Source organism: Pedobacter polysacchareus (assembly GCF_019802255.1).
GTDB lineage: Bacteria > Bacteroidota > Bacteroidia > Sphingobacteriales > Sphingobacteriaceae > Pedobacter > Pedobacter polysacchareus.
In genome coordinates, this window is record NZ_JAHYSS010000003.1 from 785230 (window position 1) to 806233 (window position 21004).

The window sequence follows — 21004 nt, forward strand, 5'->3', positions numbered from 1 at the left end:
TTTTACACTAAAAGCCATTTATATATAAAATACGCCAGTATTTAATTAATACCAGTTTGTAATTAGATCAGCACTATTCTGCTTCACGTAAATTTAAAGTCTTTGTGGTATTCGACCTGATTTCTTCCGTCATTTTCATGTTCTTGCTCAGTGCATGGCCATACGAAGGAATCATAGCAGTCAATTTTTTCTGCCATTCTTTGCTTTTCAGTTGTTCTCCAAAACAACGTTCCATTAAGGTAATCATAATAGAAACCGCAGTAGATGCACCTGGTGAAGCACCCAATAAAGCAGCAATAGAGCCATCGGCAGCGGTAACTACCTCTGTTCCGAATTCTAAGATACCACCATGTTCCTCATCTTTTTTGATCACCTGAACACGCTGACCAGCAGTTTCCAGTTCCCAATCTTCCATTCTAGCAGTTGGCAGGTATTCTCTTAAAGCCGTCATACGGTCTTCCGGAGATTGACGCACTTGATTGATTAAATATTTTGTGAGTGGTAAATTGTCCAGTCCGGCAGAAATCATCGGGCGGATATTATTTACCTTAATTGACATCGGAAGGTCCATTAAAGATCCATTTTTCAGGAATCTTGTAGAAAACCCTGCATAAGGACCAAAAAGCAATGCTTTTTTACCGTCGATCATTCTGGTATCTAAATGAGGAACAGACATCGGTGGTGCACCAACCGAAGCTTTACCATATACTTTAGCATCATGACTGGCGATTACATCTGGATTGATACATTTCAACCATTGTCCACTTACCGGGAAACCACCAAAACCTTTACCTTCAGGAATATCAGATTTTTCTAACAATGGCAATGAGCCACCACCAGCACCGATGAAAACAAATTTAGCTTTCACTATACGTTTATCGCCAGTAGCTTCGTCTTTTACTTTCACTTCCCAAAGCCCATTCTTTTGCTTCAATTTCTTCACATCATGAGAAAAGTGCATGCTTACCCCTTCCATTTTCTGAAGCGTGTCGAACATCATTCTGGTTAATGCCCCAAAATTCACATCAGTTCCCATGGTCATTCTTGTTGCAGCTACTTTTTCTTTAGGATCACGTTGATCCATCACTAAAGGCATCCACTTTTTCAATTGATCAGGATCTTCGGAATACTTCATTCCTTCGAAAAGAAGATTTTCCTGTAATCTGTCGTAACGTTCACGTAAAAACGCAACATTTTTCTCTCCCCACACAAAACTTACATGTGGAATGCTCTTAATAAATGTTTCGGGTGATCCTACCAGGTTGTGATTAACCAGGAACGACCAAAACTGCTTGGATACTTCAAAAGATTCTGCAATAGCTACCGCTTTTCCAGTTTCTACTGAACCATCTGCTAATTGTGGCGTATAATTTAGCTCACAAAATGCAGAATGTCCGGTGCCGGCGTTATTCCAGGCATCAGAACTCTCTGCCGCAGCAACATCCAGTCTTTCAAAAATTTCTATGGTGATATCCGGCTGCAGTTCCTTAAGTAATACACCTAATGTGGCGCTCATTATCCCTGCTCCAATCAATACAACATCCGCAGTTTTTTCCGAATTACTATTCTTACGAGTCATTTATTTGAATTTTTATGCAAAAATACAATACCTTATCAAATAATCCTTAAGAAAACAAGATGTTTTACGAATTATTTCCATCAATTTTCAGAAATCCAAAAAATACCCTTGATAAATGAGGTAAAGACTGGAGAAATCCTCCCCATTTTTAGGTAAATTTTCATTTACTCTAATTTTATTACCTAAATTGATAGGATACTTTCTTTTACTACCCTATAATTCACACAAAGAAAACTCAGAATATCAGCTACTTAAGCCTTCATTTGTTTGTCATTTTTATATGACTTAGCTGGTATAATATGGTCTAACTCCAGCCGGATGCGATCTTGTTCTATCAATTCCTTCAATTCTGCTTTTTTAGGTAAGTATAATCGATATTTACTGGCAAATAATTTTTCATTCTCTGCCAGCACAGAATATTTAACGATAGTTTCATCCTTCTCACTACAAAGTATGATGCCAATAGTGGGATGATCATCCTTTCCTTTTTTCAAGTCATTGTACATCCTGACATACATATCCATTTGCCCAATCGCACTGTGGGTAAGCTGATCTGTTTTCAAGTCAATCAATACAAAACATTTCAGGTAATAGTTGTAGAAGACCAGATCAATAAAAAAATCAGCAGTATCTGTCACGATATGTTCTTGTCTTCCTACAAAAGCATATCCTTTTCCCAGTTCCATTAAAAATTGCTGCAGATGATTGATGAGTATGCTTTCTATGGTACTTTCTGAAGTTTTGGTATCCGTAGGCAAACCTAAAAATTCAAAGATATAAGAGTCCTTGATGAGTTCCTGAGCATTTGGAATTTCCTCCTCCCTGTTTCCAGCACCCGCCCCACATACTGCGACCTGATGTTTCGCTGTAAGGTGCGCGTGTCCCAGCCTCCTTCAACAGCAAACCGAATGTACTCGGCTCTTAAATCATTGCTTTCAATTCGGCTAATGATGCGGTAGTGTGTCCAGCTCAATTTGGTACTCACTGCGTTCCAAATTGAAAAAGCATTATAAAATGCCCTCATATTGTTCAAATTACGCTCATCAAAGCCCTTTCCAAACTCCAGCGTAAGCTGCTGAGCTAATTTTTTCAATACTGATTTACCATAGGCCGCTTTTGCATTTGACCAGGTAGCTGCAAGTTATTTAAAGCAAATTGCCGACCATGATCACCATCGTCCAGACCACAAAGCGTTCAAAGTGCTGGAAAAAGAATATAAAGTCCTCAAAGCGCAGCTGGAACACCTGCCCGGTAAGCCCGCAGAACAAAATTCAGGTACAAATACCTGATTTTAGACCAACCATTTTTTTAATGCCATAAGCTATTTATCTTCCCAAACAGTTAAGGGAGATTCCTGTCAAAAAAATAATAAAACAATTCCCCCTGTTTAATTGCTGTTATAATCTAAATACAAAATCAGAAGCGTATGATCTCAGTGAACCCAACGAATGGAAAAACGATAAAAACCTATATAGAAGACACAGAAAAGCAGGTCAATACGAAAATAGAAAAGACACATCAGGCTTGGTTAAAATGGAAAGAAACCCGTTTTTCTGTGCGTGCAGAGTTCCTTAGAAATACTTCCGCAGTACTGTTAAAACGGAAAACTGAACTGGCCACTTTAATGGCTAAAGAAATGGGAAAACCATTGCCTGCAGGAATTGCCGAAATTGAAAAATGTGCAGCTGTATGCGATTTTTATGCTTCAAATGGCGCTAATTTTCTAAAAGATGAGCTCATTGCCACCGAAGCCAGTAAAAGTTATGTCAGCTTTCAGCCATTAGGCGTGGTTCTGGCGGTGATGCCCTGGAATTTCCCCTTCTGGCAATTGTTTCGTTTTTTAGCTCCTGCATTAATGGCAGGTAATGCGGGCGTATTGAAGCATGCTTCCAACGTGAGCGGCTGCGCATTGGCAATCGAAGAGGTCATTAAAGAAGCAGGTTTTCCAAAAGACCTTTTCCATGTTTTACTGATCAATAGTAAAGTAGTAAAACAAGCCATTGCCCATCCTTTCATCAAAGCGGTTACTTTAACCGGGAGTACGGAAGCCGGCAAACAAGTTGCACAGCAAGCAGGTTTTCATTTGAAAAAAACAGTACTGGAATTGGGTGGAAGCGATCCTTATCTGGTATTAGCAGATGCAGATCTGGAGCAGGCGGCGGAAATCTGCATGCAAAGCAGGCTGATCAACAATGGTCAGAGTTGTATTGCTGCAAAAAGATTCATTCTCGTAAAAGAGATAGAAAAAGATTTCATAAAAATCTTCCTTAAAAAAATGCAGTCAAAAATTACCGGAGACCCATTTGATCAGCAGACTGACCTTGGCCCTATGGCCAGGAAAGACCTGCGTGATGAGTTACATCATCAGGTAATGGACAATATTAAAGCTGGGGCAAAATGTATTCTTGGTGGCAAAATCCCTGAATTTAAAGGTGAACATGCATTTTACAGCCCTACGATTCTTACTGGAATAAAAAAAGGAATGCCAGCGTACGAGGAAGAACTTTTTGGTCCGGTAGCTTTAATATTCACGGCAAAGGATGAGGAAGATGCGATTAAGATTGCGAACGATAGTCCGTTTGGATTAGGAGCAGCAGTTTTTACAGCTTCAAAAGCACGAGGAGAAGAAATTGCGGCGAAGAAATTAAACGCAGGATCCTGCTTTGTCAATAGTCTGGTAAAATCAGATTCAAGATTACCCTTTGGTGGAATCAACCAAAGTGGTTATGGCAGAGAACTCAGTTCTTTTGGTATTCGTGAATTTGTAAACATTAAAACGGTCTATATCCAATAAGGACTAGACTTGATTCCATCGGGGCAACTGACCATAAATTCCCTGATAAATCTGCAGGATTTTCGATTTCATAGTCGCAGGCAAGTCCTTGTTCTTATGATCATAAGTCACATACCAATGGATGTGTAAAGCTTCTATGTCTTCGATCATCATTTGTACAGGCCAGGAATTCTTGCGTTCAATCTCCCCAAATTGAAAACCGTTGAGCAAGTTCTCCCGTAGATCGTCCACAATATCTGGATTGGGTTTCAGCTCTTTTGATTTTTCAGGTGGACCAGATTTATTGATATAAACCAATTCCACCCTCCCCTTTCTTAGCGCATACACCAAATATAGCCCATAATTATGCGACGCTACATTGCAAACTTCTACCAAACTGTCCGTTGCCTGAAAAAAGAAATTGCCCTGCTTGTATTTACTCAATTCGTCAAACATAGATCTAAGAGTTTTAAAACCCGATCGTTTTTTCAATCGCGTTATCCCAATATAAAAATTTTGAAACCATCTTACAAATTAACTCAGTTAATGGAGTAGAAAAAACAATTACCTCTGTTGTTTCTGTAATTCTGCTTGTACAATCTGTCAATTCCCACCAGATCCTGCTGAAATTACTGTCAATAACGATGCCCAGATTAACAGTTTACTTACAACTTAAAAAAACGATATACTGCTGAATTTTAAATAGATAACTTTAACTATTCTAATAATCAGCCGTATCATCATGAAAAAAAGACCCTACATTCTAGTGTTATGTGTGCTCTTCTTCAGCGCATGTGTTCCTCAGCGAAACCTGGTTTATTTCAGCGATTTATCTGAATTGGCTAAAGATCAGATCAGCAGTGCTGAGGCTGAACTTAAGATTCAAAAGAGCGATCGGCTACGTATTTCAGTGAACAGTTTAAGCCCTGAATCCAATGCGTTATTTATTAAACCAACAACAAGAACCAATACGGAAGAAAGCCGCAATGTGCAAAGTTATCAGGTAGATCATCAAGGCATGGTGACCCTCCCACTCAGCGGCAATATCAAATTAGAAGGATTAACCATTGAAGACGCGCAAAAGTTGATTACCCAATCACTAAACCAGTATATGAGATCGCCGATTGTTGAAGTACAGCTGCTTAATTTCAAGGTGACAGTGATTGGGGAAGTCAACCAACCGGCTTCATTTACCGTCAACAGCACACAGCTGAACCTGCTGGAAGCATTGGGTATGGCAGGCGACATGACAGTTTATGGAAAACGTGAAAATGTACTGGTCATCAGGGAAATTAATGGAACACGCAGTATGGTCAGACTCAACCTCAATAAAAAAGACGTTTTCCAATCTCCATATTTTCATTTGAAACAGAATGATATTGTTTACGTAGAACCCGACAAGTCAAAAGAAAAAGAATTCAGTCCAAACAACCGTGCACTCCCGATTATCACCGCTTGTATCTCTGCCGTTGCTGTCCTGCTTACCGCATTAATCCGTTAATAAATTTCAAGATGATGAACCCTAAATCTCCAGAGGACTTTAAAGTTTTGATGATGAAATACCTGAAATATTGGTATGTCTTTCTGATCAGTATACTGGTTTGTCTGGCAGCTGCGTTCATTTATTTGAATACGGCCACACCAAGTTATAAGGTGAGCAGCACTTTATTGGTTCAGGATGATAAAAAAGGAGATGGAGAGCTGAAAGGTACTGCTTTTAACGACCTGAACATGTTTCGTACAGATAAAAAAGTAGACAATGAAATAGAGGTACTTCGTTCCAGGGACTTAATTTACAAAGTATTAAAAAGCCTTTCCTTAGAAACTTCGTATTTTCAGAAAGATCGATGGAATGAAAAAGAACTGTATGCCGGTCAGCTGCCGATTAAGGTTAGGGTCATCGCCATCAGTCCGCTTGCTTATCAGAAAAAGATCGCCATAGCCCCCTTAAATGAGGATGCTTTTTACCTGGTAGAAGGTGATCAGCAATGGGAATTTAAATATGGACAAGAGATCAGAAGAACAGGTTTCCATATTACTGTTCAGCAAGGACCTGCTGCATGGGAAACCTCCAATCCGATCCGGTTAAAATTTAATAACCTGTATACCATGGCCGAGGCCTATAGCTTGAAAAAATTAAGCGTTTTACCGGTCATCAAAGATGCCAATACCGTTGTACTTAGTTTACAGGATGCAGTTCCACAGCGTGGGATTGACATTTTAACCAGCCTGATCAAAACCTATAATGAAGAAAATGTGGCGAGGAAAAACACCATTGCAGTCAACACCATTAACTTTATTGACAAGCGACTGGCTTATCTCAGCAAAGATTTATCAGTTGTAGAGGGAGATGTAGAAAATTATAAAAGAGCGAATATGGTGACCGACCTCAGTGAGGATGCCCAGATCAATGTGCTCAAATCAGGTGAATATGAGCAGCAGACTGCGAGTTCAGAAGTGCAGCTCCGCGTGATTGAAGCATTGCAGAACTATCTTTCCAAACCAGACAACCAGTTCAAAATGGTACCCAGTTCGTTAACGATCAACAACCAGACTTTAAATGAATTGAGCAGCAAATTTAATGCAACACAGCAGGAAAGGAACCGGATGTTACGCACTTCAAACCCAAACAATCCCCTGGTACTTAACTTAACAGACCAATTACAGACTTTAAAGGCCAATATAGAAGAGAATTTGCAAAACATTAAAGAAGGTATGCTGATTGAACGCAGCAACCTGGCCGCGATGTCTTCAAGGTTCAACCGCAGAATCATGGCCGCTCCAGTTGTAGAAAGAGGTTTACTGGAAAGAAGCAGGGAACAAGGCGTAAAGACAAGTTTGTATCATTATTTGCTCCAGAAAAGAGAAGAAACTACCCTTTCTTTATCTGGCACAGTGCCAACTTCACAGGTAATTGATCAGCCTGCCTATCATTCTGTGCCTGTTTCACCAAAAAAGCAGCTCAGTTATCTTCTGGCTTTCTTTTTCGGCAGTTTTATTCCCGCAGCAGTATTGTATGGAAAATCTGTACTGAACAATAAAGTAATAGATGTTCAGGAGATCACCGCGCTCACTGGCGTTAGAATCCTGGGGATTTTAAACCATGTCAATGAAAACGAAAAAAAAATATTAGAGAACAACAGCAGGACTACCATTTCTGAACTGTTCAGGTACATCAGGAGTAACCTCCATTTTCTGAGCTACGGATTACCCAACCAGGTGTTGCTCGTGACCTCTTGTATGCAAGCGGAAGGCAAGACATTTTTCAGTCTGAATCTGGGAATGACCCTTGCCGCAGTTCAGAAAAAGGTAGTCCTGCTGGAATTTGATTTGCGTAAACCCGACCTTTTGGAAAGGATGAAAATCAGTCCGGGACCAGGCATTACCGAATACCTCAATGAAGAAAAAACTGATCTGGAAGCGCTGATTAAGCCCTCAGGAATTTCTCCAAACCTTTATGTAATTGGTTGTGGAGCCCCACATGATAACCCAGCAGATTTAATGCTGAATCCGGCAATTGCCTTGCTCATTAAAAAATTAAGGACCAGATTTGACTATGTGATCATGGATACTTCACCCGTTGGACAAGTAGCAGACGCCTTCAGTCTGGCTCCTTATGCGGATGCCAGCATTTATCTGGTGAGGTACAATTATACCGATAAATTCCACCTGAACATCCTGCGTGACATCTACGATCATGGCAGACTCATTAATCCAATGGTGGTATTTAACGATGCCAAAAATGACAATAAACAAAGCTATGGATATGGTTACAATAGTTATCCATTGAGGTTAAAGCGTTAGTTTTTTCAGCACCGATTACCAAGCAAACCAATATAAAAATGCCTTTAATGCAATAAACACCGCTACTCATGTAACTGAGGTAGCGAAGCTGTACCCAAATACAATTCTAATCACCTCTTTTTTTTAATGTTTCATTATGGATTTACATGACACACACCAAGCGTTATGGCGCAAACAATGGCTGGTGGTTTACACCCGTCCGAGATGGGAGAAAAAAGTAGACCGTCTATTACAAATGCAGGGCATAGAATCTTATTGTCCGGTAAAAACAGTAACCAATCAATGGGCAGACCGTAAAAAGCAAGTCAGCCTCCCCCTCTTCAACTCCTACGTTTTTGTGCGTATTAATGAACGGGAAGCCTATAAAGTAAAACAAACACTGGGCGTCATGAACTTTGTTTATTACATGGCTAAGCCTGCGGTAGTCAAAGATCAGGTGATTGAAAAAATCAAAGAATATACCCGTAACTGTCCGGATGTAGAAGTAGTAAACCTTCAGGACATCAATACCGGTGATCGGATCAGAGTAAAAAAAGGGTTGTTTTTTGATCAGGAAGGCACCGTGATCAGGGTTCAGGGCAAAAACGTAATCCTTGTTTTTGATCATTTAAACTGCGCGCTGGTCAGCAATTTTCCACTCAGCAATGTGATGTTAAATAATTTCCATACCAGCCCGATCTCCTATAACTAGGTTCAGATGAAACATCCAGCAGTCAGAATTCCGGCCTTAGATGGGCTTAGGGGAATTGCCATATTGTCCCTGCTGCTGTACCATTATACCACGAAATTTGGAGAAAAGTTTAACACTACACTCAGCACCAGCGTCTGGGAATTTTCCTGCGGACGTTATGGTGTCGAGCTGTTTTTTATCATCAGCGGTTTTGTCATATATAAAATGATAGAAAGAGTCCATTCTCCAGCAGAATTCCTCTATAGACGCATCGTTCGGCTATACCCCACTTTCTGGCTTTGCTTAGGTCTTACCTATGTTTCTATGCTGTATTTCGGCCCGGATATTTACCAGAGAACGGCGAAAGAATTTTACGTCAACATCAGCATGTTCCCTTCTTTATTTTGTACCAGGGCTATTGATGATGTTTACTGGTCTTTACTGGTGCAATGGTGTTTTTACATCTTCATTTTGCTGCTGCTCTTGCTTCGTTTACACCGTAAAATGAAATATGTAGCGGTTATTTACCTACTCTGTTATGCCTTCATTTGCTACGATTTTAAATTTATTACCGAGTGGTATTACGGGAGTTTATTCCTGCTGGGTATTTCATTTTACAGGATCTGGCGCTCCGACCGCGGATGGTTCTGGCATGTGCTCATTTTTAGCTGTTTATTCCTTACTTTATTTTCCCCCAACCGTATGGATTTTATCGTAATGGCAGTATGGTTGATCATTTTTTACTTTTTCATTTATGGAGAAACAGGTGTATTAAAATTCCCTCCTCTGGTATTTTTGGGAGAGATTTCTTATGCTTTGTTTCTGACCCATCAATACATAGGCCATAGCATACAGCTCCTCCTTATTCACCGTGGCCTGACCAATTACTTTTTGCTGCTCTTTGGTCCGATGTTGCTAATGATACTACTGGCTTATCTGATCACCATCTGTTTTGAAAAGCCCGTCACGACCTATCTATACAGGTCAGGAAAACGGCTGTTTCAATGGAACTGAGAAAAAGAACCATCATCGCCGTCTGCTGGTCTCTTGCCCAGCAGTTCAGCATCAAAATACTGAACTTTTCAATTACGGTTTTACTGGCCAGGATCCTTGCCCCTGCAGAGTTTGGCTTGATTGCGATGCTGGCCATATTTGTATCTGTAGGCCATGTATTGATGGATGCGGGATTGACTTCCTCTCTCATCAGGACATCGCAAGCGGATCAAAAGGACTACGCTACCGTATTTTATTTCAACCTGATGGGCAGCAGCCTGATTTACCTCCTGCTTTTTTTTACTGCTCCGCTTGTGGCACAATTCTACAAACAGGAAGCATTAACAGCGATCCTGCGTGTTTATGGAACCGTGATTATTTTAAACGCTTTTTTTGCTGTTCAGCATACCATCCTCACCAAGGAAATGAACTTCCGGCGGCAAACACAAATCCAGATTCCTGCGGTCATTCTTGGTGGAATAACCGGAATAGTGATGGCAAAAATGGGTTATGGCGTTTGGAGCCTGGTCTGGATGAACATCTGCAATGCCTTTTTAACGGTGTTGCTGTATTGGACCTTCTCTTCATGGCGGCCTTCTTTTTCAATGGATCATCAGCGACTGAAGTTCCATTTTAATTTTGGTTATAAGATCGCCCTTTCCAGCATTCTGGATAGCCTCCATCAAAATATATATACCATGCTGATCGGGAAATTTTACAGTCTGAATACGCTGGGCCTTTATGCCAGGGCAGAAGCCATGAGCCAGCTACCGATTGTAAACCTTTCTTATGCCATCAATAGAGTCACTTATCCGATGTTTTCAGAAATTGCAGAAGACACCGTAAAATTAAAAATGATTTACCGGAAAATCATGCAGCAGGTGATTTTCTGGAATGCGCCATTACTAATTTTTCTAAGCATTATTGCATCGCCATTATTTCGTTTTTTACTGGGTGATAAATGGTTGACCGCAGTACCTTATTTTCAGCTCCTTTGCTTGGCAGGCATCATTTATCCCCTGCATGCCTATAACCTGAACATCTTAAAAGTTAAAGGTAGAAGCGATCTTTTACTCCGGCTGGAAATGATCAAAAAGGCCGTTAGTCTGCTGGGGATTATTGCCGTGATCTCCTTCGGGATTTATGGTTTACTATATTTTCAATTGTATTTCAATTTTTTAGGGTACTACCTCAATTCCCTTTATAGCGGGAAGCTGATCAATTATCCGGCTAAGGAACAGGTTGCAGATCTCTTACCGATTTTGGCCATTGCCGGAATCACCGGCGCTGCCACCTACTTCCTGGACAATTTGATGGTTCATTTTCTCCAACCAAATGATGGCTGGAGGATCTTGATGACCGGCTTGGTTTACAGCAGTACCTACCTTTTTACCAGCGTTTTTTTTAAGCTGAGCGCCATCACAGAATTCAAACAACTAATCTTCAGAAAATGATACAGGTAACAAAACCCTTTCTTCCGAAAATGGAAGATTTCAATCGTTATGTGAGCAGCATTTGGGAGCGTCAATGGCTCACCAATAATGGGCCTTTGGTGAACGAATTAGAGTTAAAACTTCAGGAATACCTGAATATCAAACACCTTTTATTTGTATCCAATGGCACTATTGCACTGCAAATGGCCATAAAAGCCCTGGGTATTCGCGGAGAGGTCATCACCACTGCCTTCTCTTATGTTGCCACCAGCAGCAGTATTGCCTGGGAAGGCTGTGTCCCTATTTATGTAGACATTGATCCAGAAACTTTCAACATCGATCCGGCTAAAATAGAGGCGGCAATTACGGTAAAAACGAAGGCTATTCTTGCTACACATACTTTTGGGAATCCTTGTGACATTGAGGCCATTCAGGCCATTGCCGACAAGCATAAACTAAAAGTAATTTATGATGCGGCCCATTGTTTTGGCACCACCTATAAAAACAAATCCATCTATGCCTATGGCGACATCAGTACCACCAGTTTCCATGCCACCAAACTATTCCATACCGTTGAAGGAGGGGCCGTTTTCACTCAGGATCCTAACCTGCTGAAAATACTCGCCGGCATGAGAAATTTTGGGCATAATGGTCCTGAAACTTACGACAAACGACCGGGCATCAACGGCAAAAACACGGAGTTTCATGCAGCAATGGGTTTATGTAACCTCGAACATATTGAAGAAATCCTGGAACGCAGAAGAATGCTTTCCTATCATTATTACAAGCGCTTAAGAAACTTTAAAGTCAGGTTTCCCAGGCTGAATGACAATATGGATTATAATTTCGCCTATTTCCCCGTACTTTTTGAAACCGAAGACCTGCTGCTGCAGTGTTTGAAAAGACTGGAAGGTTCCAAAATATACTGCAGACGTTACTTCTATCCGCCTTTATCAGAATCACTGCCCTATGTCATTAAAGCCAATCTGCCCATATGTGAAGACGTTTCCAGAAGAATCCTTTGTTTGCCTATGTACCATACCCTGAGTACCGGAGAGCTGGACCTGATCTGCCGCATCTTGTGGCGTGTACAAAACTATCAGGAACCGGTGGTCATTAAAAAGAGAAAAGTCAATATTAACATCAGTAAGCACAACAACCCTATCAATGGGCATTCCTTTCCGGGATAACCTCTTTTACCTGTTTTCACCTGATTAATTCTATATGGAAGTCAAAAAAAACGTATTGGTAAGTGTGTGCTGTGTCACCTACAACCATGAGAAATATATTGCACAGGCGGTAGAAAGCTTTTTGATGCAGCGCTGTAATTTCCAGATAGAAATCATCATTGGAGAAGACCATTCTACAGACAACACCGGTCAGATTTTAGCTTATTATCAAAAGAAATATCCAGAACTGCTGAAGGTTGTACGCGCAGAAGCTAACGTTGGATCCATTAAAAACCAGGTGCTCACCATGAAGGCGGCAACAGGGAAATACATTGCCATGTGCGACGGGGACGATTTCTGGACAGACCCACAAAAACTGCAGCAACAGGTTGATTTTCTCGAAGCACATTCTGAATATGTCATTTGCTGTCATTATACCCAGGTGATCAATCAAACAGGCCATACAGTATACCTGAATCCCAGACCTCAAAGTTTAGAATTCTCTTATGAAGACGTGCTACTGGGCAGAAGAGATGAAACCCGAATCTGCTCCTTAATGATCCGGAACACCGAAGCAGTAAGGGCGATCGGATCAACAGACTGGTACCATAAAACCTATGGATCTGATACGTTTTTCAAGCTCTATGCCACCAATACGGGCCAGAAAATTTATGTCATCCCAAGGGTCATGGCTTGCTACCGACTTCATACCGGGGGCATATGGAGCATGATTGACCCGAAGTTAAGAAAATCAAGGACGATCAGCGACTTCCAGTTAATGATCAATCATTTCCAATACAACGCAGATCAAAAGAAAGCATTATTGAAAATCTACCTCCAGCAATACCTCCTTTTTAACCTGCGTTACTTCCGATTTCATCAAACCGCTCAAATCATACGCTCCTTATGGTAAATCAACTTTCTGAAAAGCTCATTTTTGTGATCAATACCTTACATGGTGGTGGTGCGGAAAGGGTCATTTGCAACCTTGCCAATTATCATCATCAAAAAGGACATGAGGTCCAGCTCGTGTGCCTCAATCCTGCTGAACCAGCTTATCCGCTGGCAGCTGGTATTGTAGTTACTAATTTGATCAAATCAACACGAAAGCGAGGCTTACTCTATCGCTTCTGGTATTCCATGCAGGTATTTGCTAAACTTTCCTACCTGTTACAACGCGAAAAACCATTTTGTGTGGTTTCATTTATGACTTCTGCCAATTTATGGACTGCTCTTACCTGCTCTATTTTAAACTTTCCCTATATCGTATCGGAGCGCATCACTCCTGCACTAACCATTAACAAGTTCAATCCGCTGATGCGACGCCTTACTTATTTACTTTATAAAAATGCAAAAGCGGTGGTTTTACCTTCAAAAAGCATGCAGGATGGATTTAGAAAGAGCAAGACCTTCCAGCAGCTCAGAAACATTGAAATCATCAACAACCCCATTACCCTATTTCCGGATCCGCAGATCAGTCCGGTTTACCCGCATCGGTTTATATTGGCAGTGGGCCGGCTGAGCACACAAAAAGGGTTTGATCTATTGATCACTGCCTTTAGAAGGCTGGAAGAAAAAAGCCTGCACCTGTTAATTTCCGGTGAAGGGGAACAGCGCGAAGCCTTAGAAGCTCAGATTGAGCAGCTGGGTTTAGCTCAGCGGATTAAACTGATTGGCTTCCGGGAAAACATCCAGGATTATTATAGTCAGGCAGACCTGTTTGTCCTTTCTTCCAGAAATGAGGGATATCCGAATGCACTGCTCGAAGCATTGAGTTTAGGAAGTCCCTGTATTGCTACCAACTGTGAGTACGGCCCCTCAGACCTCATTGATCACGGTAAAAATGGCATACTGGTGAAATCGGAGAACATTTATCAGCTGGCTTCGGCCATGGCTATGGTTCTAAAAGATCCACTTTTAAAAGCTAAAATATCAGTCAATGCCAAAAGTATCCGGCACAGCCATTCCATCACCAATACCTCCGAAAAATGGACGGAGCTTTTCCAGCAAATCAACGGTTTTAACGCTTAAATCTACGATGATGAAAATAGCCTTTTCCCCCCCTTTTATTGACCAGAATGTAATTGACGAAGTGGTAGACACCCTGGAATCCAGGTGGATCACCTCAGGTCCAAAAGTACAGGCACTGGAAGCAGAAATGACAAAGCTCAGCCAATGTAAAAAATCAATTTGTATCAACTCCTGGACCTCTGGGGCCATTATGATGCTGAAATGGTTTGGCATTAAAGCGGGTGATGAGGTGATTATCCCTGCCTATTCTTATTGTGCTACCGCCCTATGCGTGTTGCATTGCGGGGCAACACCGGTAATGGTTGACATTGCAGACGACCTGACCATTGATCCGATTGCGCTCAGAAAAGCAATTACTGCAAAAACTAAAGTTGTCATTTCGGTAGATATCGCTGGCTTACCCGCTAAATATGAAGCCATCAGAACTATTTTGGAAAGCAAGTCGGTAAGGGGATATTTCAACCCTTCTTCTGAAAAACAACAGGCACTGGGCAGAATTTTATTGTTGGCCGATGCAGCCCATTCTATTGGCGCCAGTTATCATGGCCTCCCTGCAGCATTAAAAAGTGATGTCACCATCTATTCTTTTCATGCCGTAAAGAACATCACCACTGCAGAAGGTGGCTGCATTTGTTTAAATCTTCCCCGTAATTTCGACCATGAAGAAGAGTACAAATTCCTAAAAATATTTGCGCTAAACGGCCAGAACAAAGATGCCTATGCGAAGTCAAAGGGGGCAAACTGGAAGTATGACATCCTGTATCAGGGTTTAAAAATCAACATGCCAGACATCTGTGCGGCGATTGGGCTGGCACAAATCCGTCAATATGAAGAGCTCCTGCAGCCTTCCAGAAAACACATTGCCCTCAAATACTGCAGTCATTTTAACCGTCATAAATGGTTTATCGCCCCCACCTTAATGGATCAGGACAGGGAATCTTCTTACCATGTATTTCCGCTCCGCATTCGGGGGATCAATGAGACAGAAAGAGATCAGATCATTGAACAATTGGTGGAGTTGGGCATCACTGTGAACGTACATTTCATCCCTATGCCTATGCTCAGCCTATTCAGACTGCTCGGTTATAAAATTGCCGACTTCCCGAATAGCTACCGGCAGTATGCCTGCGAAATCTCTCTGCCGATTTATCCGCAGCTGCGTACCGAAGAAGTGGATTATATCATTGCTGCTGTGATCCGAACCGTAAATCACACTTTGAAAATGAAAGATAATTATTGAAAACCCTAAACCAATGGCTCTGAAACGCTTTTTTGATGCTGCTCTTTCTTTCCTGATGATCCTGCTGCTGTTACCTGTTTTTTTACTCCTATCGGCATGGATCTGGCTGGATTCTGGCGGCAAAGTGTACTACCGCCAGGTTCGTATCGGAAGAGGGAAAAAGCCCTTCCAGCTCCTGAAGTTCAGAACCATGCGGGAAGGGTCTGATCAGCAGGGCTTGCTCACTGTTGGCAATCGCGATTTACGTATCACCAGGGCCGGTTATTGGCTGAGAAAATATAAAGTAGACGAATTGCCCCAATTGTTCAATATCCTAAATGGCGAAATGAGTTTTGTGGGTCCAAGACCTGAGGTGAACAAATATGTGGCCTTATATAACCAGCAGCAGCAAAGAATATTTAGTGTTAAACCGGGGCTGACAGACTGGGCCTCTATCTATTTTATGCATGAAGCGGAGCTTTTGGCCAAAGCCGATGACCCGGAAAATTTTTATAAAACAGAACTGATTCCCATGAAAACCCAGCTGGCCTTGAAATATATCGACCATCAGAGTTTATGGACAGACCTGCATATTATGCTGTCCACCCTTAAATCCATCTTAAAAAGCTTGATTTAATGAGAACTTTGAAAATCCTGGATTGGCCTGCACAGCGTTTTAATTCAGAAACTCATCCTTTATATAAATGGAGGACAGAACTTCTGGAAAATGGCATACAGCTGGAATTTTATACTGATCACCGGGATCAGCACCTTCGAAACAGTGATTTCCTTTTAATACATTCCAGGTATTTCAATGGCGGCTGGCAGGATATCCATCAACGAAACCCTGAAAATGAATATGAGCTCTTGTTCTTCCTTTCAGAAATGAAAAGAAGTACCGGAAAGCTGATTTGGTTTGATGCGGCAGATTCCAGTGGTTCTTTCGACTTTCTGTTACTTGATTTTGTGGATGTCTTTTTAAAGAAACAGCTGATGAAAGACCTGAATTATTATACTTCGGCAAACAACCTGCGGATCTGGCTCAATGACTACCCTATAAATACGGACATCTATGCTTTTAAACCTTGCAGACCGCACCAATTACATAAATTAAAACTAGCCTGGAACATCGGACTAAACGACTACCGTTATTTTGGTTTTAAAACGGCCAGACTCAGCAATTACCTGAGTTATTATCTTTACCCGCTAGCCTTTAGTCCGGTGACAAAAGCACGTTCAATCGACCTTAGTTTTCGGGGGAAACTCCCGCAGTCGCCGGCCAATCAAGATCCTGAAGGGGCATTATCCTTCCAGCGGCGGCAGATTTTCCACCTATTTGAACGTTTAAACCGGACACAGTCCGAACTCGGCAAAATACCAAAATCCAGGTATTGGCAGGAAATGAGAAAGACAAGGGTTAGCCTCAGTCCTTTTGGATGGGGAGAGATTTGCTACCGCGATTTCGAAACTTTTATAGCCGGCGCAGTATTGGTAAAACCTTCTATGGAGCATCTGCAGACCTATCCAAATCTATATATTCCAGGGGAAACTTATGTACCCATTCGATGGGACATGGAAGATATGGAGGAGCAGCTTTGCCTGATCCTGGAACACTATCAGAATTACCAGCAAATTGCAGAAAACGGGCAATCGCTTTACCGGAGTACCATACATGATGGGGAAGCATTTATTCATCAGCTTTTAGAAATCCTGCAATAGCTTCTAAAGCTCCATATATCCAACCTTTCCAAGAAATTACCATGAAAAACCTAAGTCTTATTTTTGTGCTGATCTTTTTGTATTCGATCTGTTTCGGGCTGTTTTTAACGGCATCTATTCGCATCCCCATCCCGGTATGGAGTGCTTTGCCCCTGCTTTTATTCTTTAGAAAGGAGCAGATTCATTTTCTCTATTTAAAGGAGTTGCTGATCATTGGAATTGCAATTTTCTTATACGACGTGGTTGGTCTTGCGGAGTATAAACCGTTTTTGTCCAGCATCATGACCATTACAATGTGTGCTTTGTTTTTCAATTATTTTGTAGGCAGGCAAGAAGAAAGGTTCCATACCGCGATCCTTATATTCTATGGCTGGTTGTTGTTATCGGCACTGATTATGGTCATCAACCCTATTTATCCGGAGAAAATCAATAACCTGAGAACTTTACTCATGGGCGAACCGGTGCAGCAAAGTCCCTCTGGAATTGCCATTTATCAGTTTAATTTCGGATATCAGCTGGCCGCACTGGTTTCCTTCCTATTTGTAGCCAGTTATACTTTTAGGACCTCCATCTTTCTAAAGATCCTGGTATTACTTGCGGCTTTGGTATTCATTTACCTGGGGATGCAGCGCTCCATACTGGTCGGTTTTTTAGTGACTGCAGTATTATTTTTGAGCTTGTACTTTAGATTTAAATCGGTATTGATCATTGTATTGGGCGTTGTTGCTGCTGGTTTACTATATACTTATGTATTAAAAGATAATTTCGATAGCTACCACAATATTGTTGCTAAAAACGAGCATAATGCAGTAGAATACAACCGAACTACGCTGAGTGCAGAAAATTTAAACATCATGGCAGATTATCCATATGGGCTCATCTTTTATGGAAAAACATGGGGAGATGTAATTTATAGGAACGGCGTATTTTCTTCTGGTATTACCTCACATAATGCTTACCTCATGTTCCTCACGTACCTGGGCCCATTTTTAGGCATTCCATTATTGATATTGCTGTACCAGAAGGTGATTCGAATTGCTTTCCATGCCTGGAAAAAAGTGCGGCAACGGGAAAATGCTTTGATGGTAGCTTTGTGCTGCTCATTTCTGGCTGTCTCCATCAACTCATTATCTCACAATGCCTGGATGCTGAGCGCCAATGGGCCTACTATTTTTCTTTATTTCGCGATTCTTCATTTAGACTTTATCCGGCGCAGCAGGCAGCAGAGTTTAGAACCCGCACAGCAAAAACCCGACTTCCAGAGCGCAGCTTTAAAAAAAACCTGGACGATGAACCATCCGAAATTACCATCCACCATTTGAATTATCTTCTAACCACCAATGATTTCCATCTTAAAAATCACTCACCTGATTGGTTCTCTTTCCAAAGGTGGAGCAGAACGCTTTGTAGTTGATTTATGTAATGAACTAGCGAAAGATCCACATTGTGAAATCACACTATTGTCTTTATGTACCAACGATCCCAGTCAGAGTTTTTTAAAAGACCTCCAGCATACGGTCAGGTATCATTCTTTTAACAAAGGCAAAGGTTTCAGCTTTAAAGTTCTGAAAGACCTGAATGCCTGGCTGTCTTTTGCTCGGCCAGATATCGTCCATTCTCATTTGAATGGTTTTGAATACCTCATTTTTAATCTGATGAAACGCAGCAACACCTTATTTTTTCACACCCTACACAATATTGCCCAGCATGAATGCCGAAATATGCTGATCAAAACCTTCCGAAAATACTGGTATAAAAATGGGAAAGTGCAGCCCATCACTGTTTCCAGGGAAGGCAGCAGTTCGTTTAGAAAGTATTACGGTTTATCAGTAGACCATTTGATTCCTAATGGCCGTCCACAATCGAAAACAGGTCCGGCATTCAAACATCTACTCTATACTTATCGCCTGGATTCCGATGCCTTCCTTTTGGTCAACGTGGCCAGAATTACCCCACAAAAGAACCAGAAATTACTCATTAAGGCAGTACAGCTCTTCAATATCCAGGAACCAAAAAAATGTCTGCTGCTGCTGATCGGAGCTGTCAAAGATGAGCAGCTGTATGAGGATTTACAGGAATTAACCGCTTCGGATCCGCAGATTATATTTCTTGGAGAGAAAGACAATATTACTGATTATTTAGACTTAGCGGACGCGTTTTGCCTGTCGAGCTTACATGAAGGAATGCCTATCTCTCTGATTGAAGCATTTTCTCAGGGCTGCATTCCAGTTTGCAGTCCGGCACCAGGACTCCGGGAGATGATCCATCATGGAAAGAACGGTTTTCTGAGTAAAGATGAAAGCGTAGAAAGTTATTATGAAGCGATTAAGGAGGCACTATATCATCCAAATAAAATCCAAATCCGGTACCAATGTAAACAGAGCTTCTGGCTGAATTACCACATCCGTATTACAGCCCGTAATTACCGTACCTGCTATCATAAAAAAATCCACCAGGCGCTGATCCGCCGGCACAATAGAATCCATCCACAATACCCTATTTAATTTCAGGATATGACCACGCAAAAAAGAATTATCCTCCTCAGTCCATCATTGAGCAAGGGGGGGGCAGAAACACAATTGTTAAAAATCGCAACGGACTTGCAATCTAAAGGTTTTCAGCTACTGATCATTTCCTTAAAACCCAATAATGAATTCGACTTGACTTTCAAACAAATGGGTTTAAAAATAGTGACTTTAAACAGTTGGACCAGCCAGCCTTACCGAAACTGGAAAAGGCTAAAAAGGTTGTTTGCTGATTATAAACCAGACCTGGTGATTGCCTTTATGTTTGCGGCCATCTTATTTGCCAGGATGTTAAAACGAGAATACCAATTCAAATTGATTTCTTCTATCAGGATTTCTGTTATCCCGGCAAAATGGCACCTGCTCATGAGGATATCCAAAGGAATGGATGATGAGGTGGTGTTTAATTCTGAGGCTGCAAAGGCCAGTTTTGAAAAACTAAACCTGGTCAAAAAAGGAAGTAAAGTGATCCACAATTTGATTTCCATCCCTCGCCCCTCCTTGATTGTTCCACAAAAGCATGCCGTTTTCAATTGGGTATGTGTGGCACATTTCAGATGGAATAAAGATTATGTCACACTTTTTGAAGCCATTGCACTACTGAAACCGGGTTCCTTCCGGGTGGATATTATTGGCTCTTTAAATGAAGCTTCCTGGCCTTATCAAATGATACTTGACCTTGGAATCAAGAAATATGTTAGAATATTGGATTTTCAGCATGAACCTGCTTTATATCTCCATTCGGCAGATGCTTTTGTACTTTCCTCTCATTCAGAAGGAATGCCCAATGCCATTATGGAGGCGATGGCTCATGGAAAACCGATTGTGGCGACTGCTATTGACGGCATTACGGAGCTGCTTGCTGAGGCAGGATGCGGCATGTTAACCAAGAAAACAAATCCAAAAGACCTGGCTGATAAAATGAGAAAAATGATGGCACTCAGTCCGGCAGAAAGGGCAATACTCGGGGAAAAAGGAAAACTATACCTCGCTCAGTATTTCAATAAGGAGAAGATCATGGCGCAGTGGATCCATCTAATCAACCATACTTAAACTATAGTTAGTCTGGCTTCTCAGCCCCTTGATTAA

19 protein-coding genes are annotated in these 21004 nt (G+C 41.4%); 15 read left to right on the forward strand and 4 right to left on the reverse strand.

The features are described from left to right. Positions 1 to 73: 73 nt before the first annotated feature. The 3 genes from K7X70_RS11010 to K7X70_RS11020 all read right to left on the reverse strand — a co-directional run bounded on the left by K7X70_RS11010 (position 74) and on the right by K7X70_RS11020 (position 2672). A complete protein-coding gene (locus K7X70_RS11010; protein ID WP_222537109.1) occupies positions 74 to 1579 on the reverse strand; it encodes a malate:quinone oxidoreductase in 1506 nt (501 codons plus the stop codon). Positions 1580 to 1830: 251 nt separating this feature from the next. Beyond that, positions 1831 to 2337, reverse strand: a complete 507-nt coding sequence (locus tag K7X70_RS11015) for a PDDEXK nuclease domain-containing protein (protein WP_222537110.1) — start codon at positions 2335 to 2337, stop codon at positions 1831 to 1833. 2 nt (positions 2338 to 2339) lie between these two features. Beyond that, a complete protein-coding gene (locus tag K7X70_RS11020; protein WP_222537111.1) occupies positions 2340 to 2672 on the reverse strand; it encodes a DUF1016 N-terminal domain-containing protein in 333 nt (110 codons plus the stop codon). Between the two features lie 333 nt (positions 2673 to 3005). Between K7X70_RS11020 and K7X70_RS11025 the strand changes: the two genes are divergently transcribed. After that, positions 3006 to 4373 (forward strand): NAD-dependent succinate-semialdehyde dehydrogenase, encoded by a 1368-nt coding sequence (locus K7X70_RS11025; protein WP_222537112.1) that lies wholly within the window; start codon positions 3006 to 3008, stop codon positions 4371 to 4373. A 3-nt stretch (positions 4374 to 4376) separates the two neighbouring features. Here K7X70_RS11025 and K7X70_RS11030 read toward each other — a convergent pair whose 3' ends face one another. Further along, a complete protein-coding gene (locus K7X70_RS11030) occupies positions 4377 to 4808 on the reverse strand; it encodes a hypothetical protein (RefSeq protein ID WP_222537113.1) in 432 nt (143 codons plus the stop codon). A 286-nt stretch (positions 4809 to 5094) separates the two neighbouring features. Between K7X70_RS11030 and K7X70_RS11035 the strand changes: the two genes are divergently transcribed. From K7X70_RS11035 to K7X70_RS11100, 14 genes are all read left to right on the forward strand, one after another. Continuing rightward, the gene (locus tag K7X70_RS11035) at positions 5095 to 5853 is read left to right on the forward strand and encodes a polysaccharide biosynthesis/export family protein (RefSeq protein ID WP_222537114.1); all 759 of its coding nucleotides are present in this window, start codon (positions 5095 to 5097) and stop codon (positions 5851 to 5853) included. 11 nt (positions 5854 to 5864) lie between these two features. Then, positions 5865 to 8156, forward strand: a complete 2292-nt coding sequence (locus tag K7X70_RS11040; RefSeq protein ID WP_222537115.1) for a GumC family protein — start codon at positions 5865 to 5867, stop codon at positions 8154 to 8156. Between the two features lie 136 nt (positions 8157 to 8292). Continuing rightward, the gene (locus tag K7X70_RS11045; protein WP_222537116.1) at positions 8293 to 8847 is read left to right on the forward strand and encodes a UpxY family transcription antiterminator; all 555 of its coding nucleotides are present in this window, start codon (positions 8293 to 8295) and stop codon (positions 8845 to 8847) included. Positions 8848 to 8853: 6 nt separating this feature from the next. Continuing rightward, positions 8854 to 9840 (forward strand): acyltransferase family protein, encoded by a 987-nt coding sequence (locus K7X70_RS11050; RefSeq protein ID WP_222537117.1) that lies wholly within the window; start codon positions 8854 to 8856, stop codon positions 9838 to 9840. Next, positions 9831 to 11273: a lipopolysaccharide biosynthesis protein gene (locus K7X70_RS11055; protein ID WP_222537118.1), complete on the forward strand. Its 1443-nt coding sequence runs from the start codon at positions 9831 to 9833 to the stop codon at positions 11271 to 11273. The genes K7X70_RS11050 and K7X70_RS11055 overlap by 10 nt, the downstream gene beginning before the upstream one ends. Continuing rightward, the gene (locus K7X70_RS11060) at positions 11270 to 12442 is read left to right on the forward strand and encodes a DegT/DnrJ/EryC1/StrS family aminotransferase (protein ID WP_222537119.1); all 1173 of its coding nucleotides are present in this window, start codon (positions 11270 to 11272) and stop codon (positions 12440 to 12442) included. The genes K7X70_RS11055 and K7X70_RS11060 overlap by 4 nt, the downstream gene beginning before the upstream one ends. Before the next feature lie 34 nt (positions 12443 to 12476). Then, a complete protein-coding gene (locus K7X70_RS11065) occupies positions 12477 to 13334 on the forward strand; it encodes a glycosyltransferase family 2 protein (RefSeq protein ID WP_222537120.1) in 858 nt (285 codons plus the stop codon). Then, on the forward strand, positions 13328 to 14452 hold the full coding sequence (locus tag K7X70_RS11070) for a glycosyltransferase family 4 protein (RefSeq protein WP_222537121.1): 1125 nt from the start codon (positions 13328 to 13330) through the stop codon (positions 14450 to 14452). Before K7X70_RS11065 ends, K7X70_RS11070 begins: the two co-directional genes overlap by 7 nt. Continuing rightward, positions 14361 to 15692, forward strand: a complete 1332-nt coding sequence (locus K7X70_RS11075) for a DegT/DnrJ/EryC1/StrS family aminotransferase (RefSeq protein WP_255607082.1) — start codon at positions 14361 to 14363, stop codon at positions 15690 to 15692. The genes K7X70_RS11070 and K7X70_RS11075 overlap by 92 nt, the downstream gene beginning before the upstream one ends. A 13-nt stretch (positions 15693 to 15705) precedes the next feature. Next, the gene (locus K7X70_RS11080; RefSeq protein WP_222537122.1) at positions 15706 to 16308 is read left to right on the forward strand and encodes a sugar transferase; all 603 of its coding nucleotides are present in this window, start codon (positions 15706 to 15708) and stop codon (positions 16306 to 16308) included. Then, positions 16308 to 17390, forward strand: coding sequence for a glycosyltransferase family protein (locus K7X70_RS11085; RefSeq protein WP_222537123.1), 1083 nt, complete (start codon positions 16308 to 16310; stop codon positions 17388 to 17390). Before K7X70_RS11080 ends, K7X70_RS11085 begins: the two co-directional genes overlap by 1 nt. Positions 17391 to 17431: 41 nt before the next feature. Continuing rightward, on the forward strand, positions 17432 to 18712 hold the full coding sequence (locus K7X70_RS11090) for an O-antigen ligase family protein (RefSeq protein WP_222537124.1): 1281 nt from the start codon (positions 17432 to 17434) through the stop codon (positions 18710 to 18712). An 18-nt stretch (positions 18713 to 18730) separates the two neighbouring features. Beyond that, positions 18731 to 19894, forward strand: coding sequence for a glycosyltransferase (locus tag K7X70_RS11095; protein WP_222537125.1), 1164 nt, complete (start codon positions 18731 to 18733; stop codon positions 19892 to 19894). Between the two features lie 9 nt (positions 19895 to 19903). Beyond that, positions 19904 to 20968: a glycosyltransferase gene (locus K7X70_RS11100; RefSeq protein ID WP_222537126.1), complete on the forward strand. Its 1065-nt coding sequence runs from the start codon at positions 19904 to 19906 to the stop codon at positions 20966 to 20968. The last annotated feature ends 36 nt before the right edge of the window (positions 20969 to 21004 follow it).

What these genes read in the sequence shown, in the direction of transcription:
- K7X70_RS11010 (WP_222537109.1), bottom strand. Translation starts at nt 1,579, where the DNA reads ATGACTCGTAAGAATAGTAATTCGGAAAAAACTGCGGATGTTGTATTG.
- K7X70_RS11025 (WP_222537112.1), top strand. Translation starts at nt 3,006, where the DNA reads ATGATCTCAGTGAACCCAACGAATGGAAAAACGATAAAAACCTATATA.
- K7X70_RS11030 (WP_222537113.1), bottom strand. Translation starts at nt 4,808, where the DNA reads ATGTTTGACGAATTGAGTAAATACAAGCAGGGCAATTTCTTTTTTCAG.
- K7X70_RS11035 (WP_222537114.1), top strand. Translation starts at nt 5,095, where the DNA reads ATGAAAAAAAGACCCTACATTCTAGTGTTATGTGTGCTCTTCTTCAGC.
- K7X70_RS11040 (WP_222537115.1), top strand. Translation starts at nt 5,865, where the DNA reads ATGATGAACCCTAAATCTCCAGAGGACTTTAAAGTTTTGATGATGAAA.
- K7X70_RS11045 (WP_222537116.1), top strand. Translation starts at nt 8,293, where the DNA reads ATGGATTTACATGACACACACCAAGCGTTATGGCGCAAACAATGGCTG.
- K7X70_RS11050 (WP_222537117.1), top strand. Translation starts at nt 8,854, where the DNA reads ATGAAACATCCAGCAGTCAGAATTCCGGCCTTAGATGGGCTTAGGGGA.
- K7X70_RS11055 (WP_222537118.1), top strand. Translation starts at nt 9,831, where the DNA reads ATGGAACTGAGAAAAAGAACCATCATCGCCGTCTGCTGGTCTCTTGCC.
- K7X70_RS11060 (WP_222537119.1), top strand. Translation starts at nt 11,270, where the DNA reads ATGATACAGGTAACAAAACCCTTTCTTCCGAAAATGGAAGATTTCAAT.
- K7X70_RS11065 (WP_222537120.1), top strand. Translation starts at nt 12,477, where the DNA reads ATGGAAGTCAAAAAAAACGTATTGGTAAGTGTGTGCTGTGTCACCTAC.
- K7X70_RS11070 (WP_222537121.1), top strand. Translation starts at nt 13,328, where the DNA reads ATGGTAAATCAACTTTCTGAAAAGCTCATTTTTGTGATCAATACCTTA.
- K7X70_RS11075 (WP_255607082.1), top strand. Translation starts at nt 14,361, where the DNA reads ATGCCAAAAGTATCCGGCACAGCCATTCCATCACCAATACCTCCGAAA.
- K7X70_RS11080 (WP_222537122.1), top strand. Translation starts at nt 15,706, where the DNA reads ATGGCTCTGAAACGCTTTTTTGATGCTGCTCTTTCTTTCCTGATGATC.
- K7X70_RS11085 (WP_222537123.1), top strand. Translation starts at nt 16,308, where the DNA reads ATGAGAACTTTGAAAATCCTGGATTGGCCTGCACAGCGTTTTAATTCA.
- K7X70_RS11090 (WP_222537124.1), top strand. Translation starts at nt 17,432, where the DNA reads ATGAAAAACCTAAGTCTTATTTTTGTGCTGATCTTTTTGTATTCGATC.
- K7X70_RS11095 (WP_222537125.1), top strand. Translation starts at nt 18,731, where the DNA reads ATGATTTCCATCTTAAAAATCACTCACCTGATTGGTTCTCTTTCCAAA.
- K7X70_RS11100 (WP_222537126.1), top strand. Translation starts at nt 19,904, where the DNA reads ATGACCACGCAAAAAAGAATTATCCTCCTCAGTCCATCATTGAGCAAG.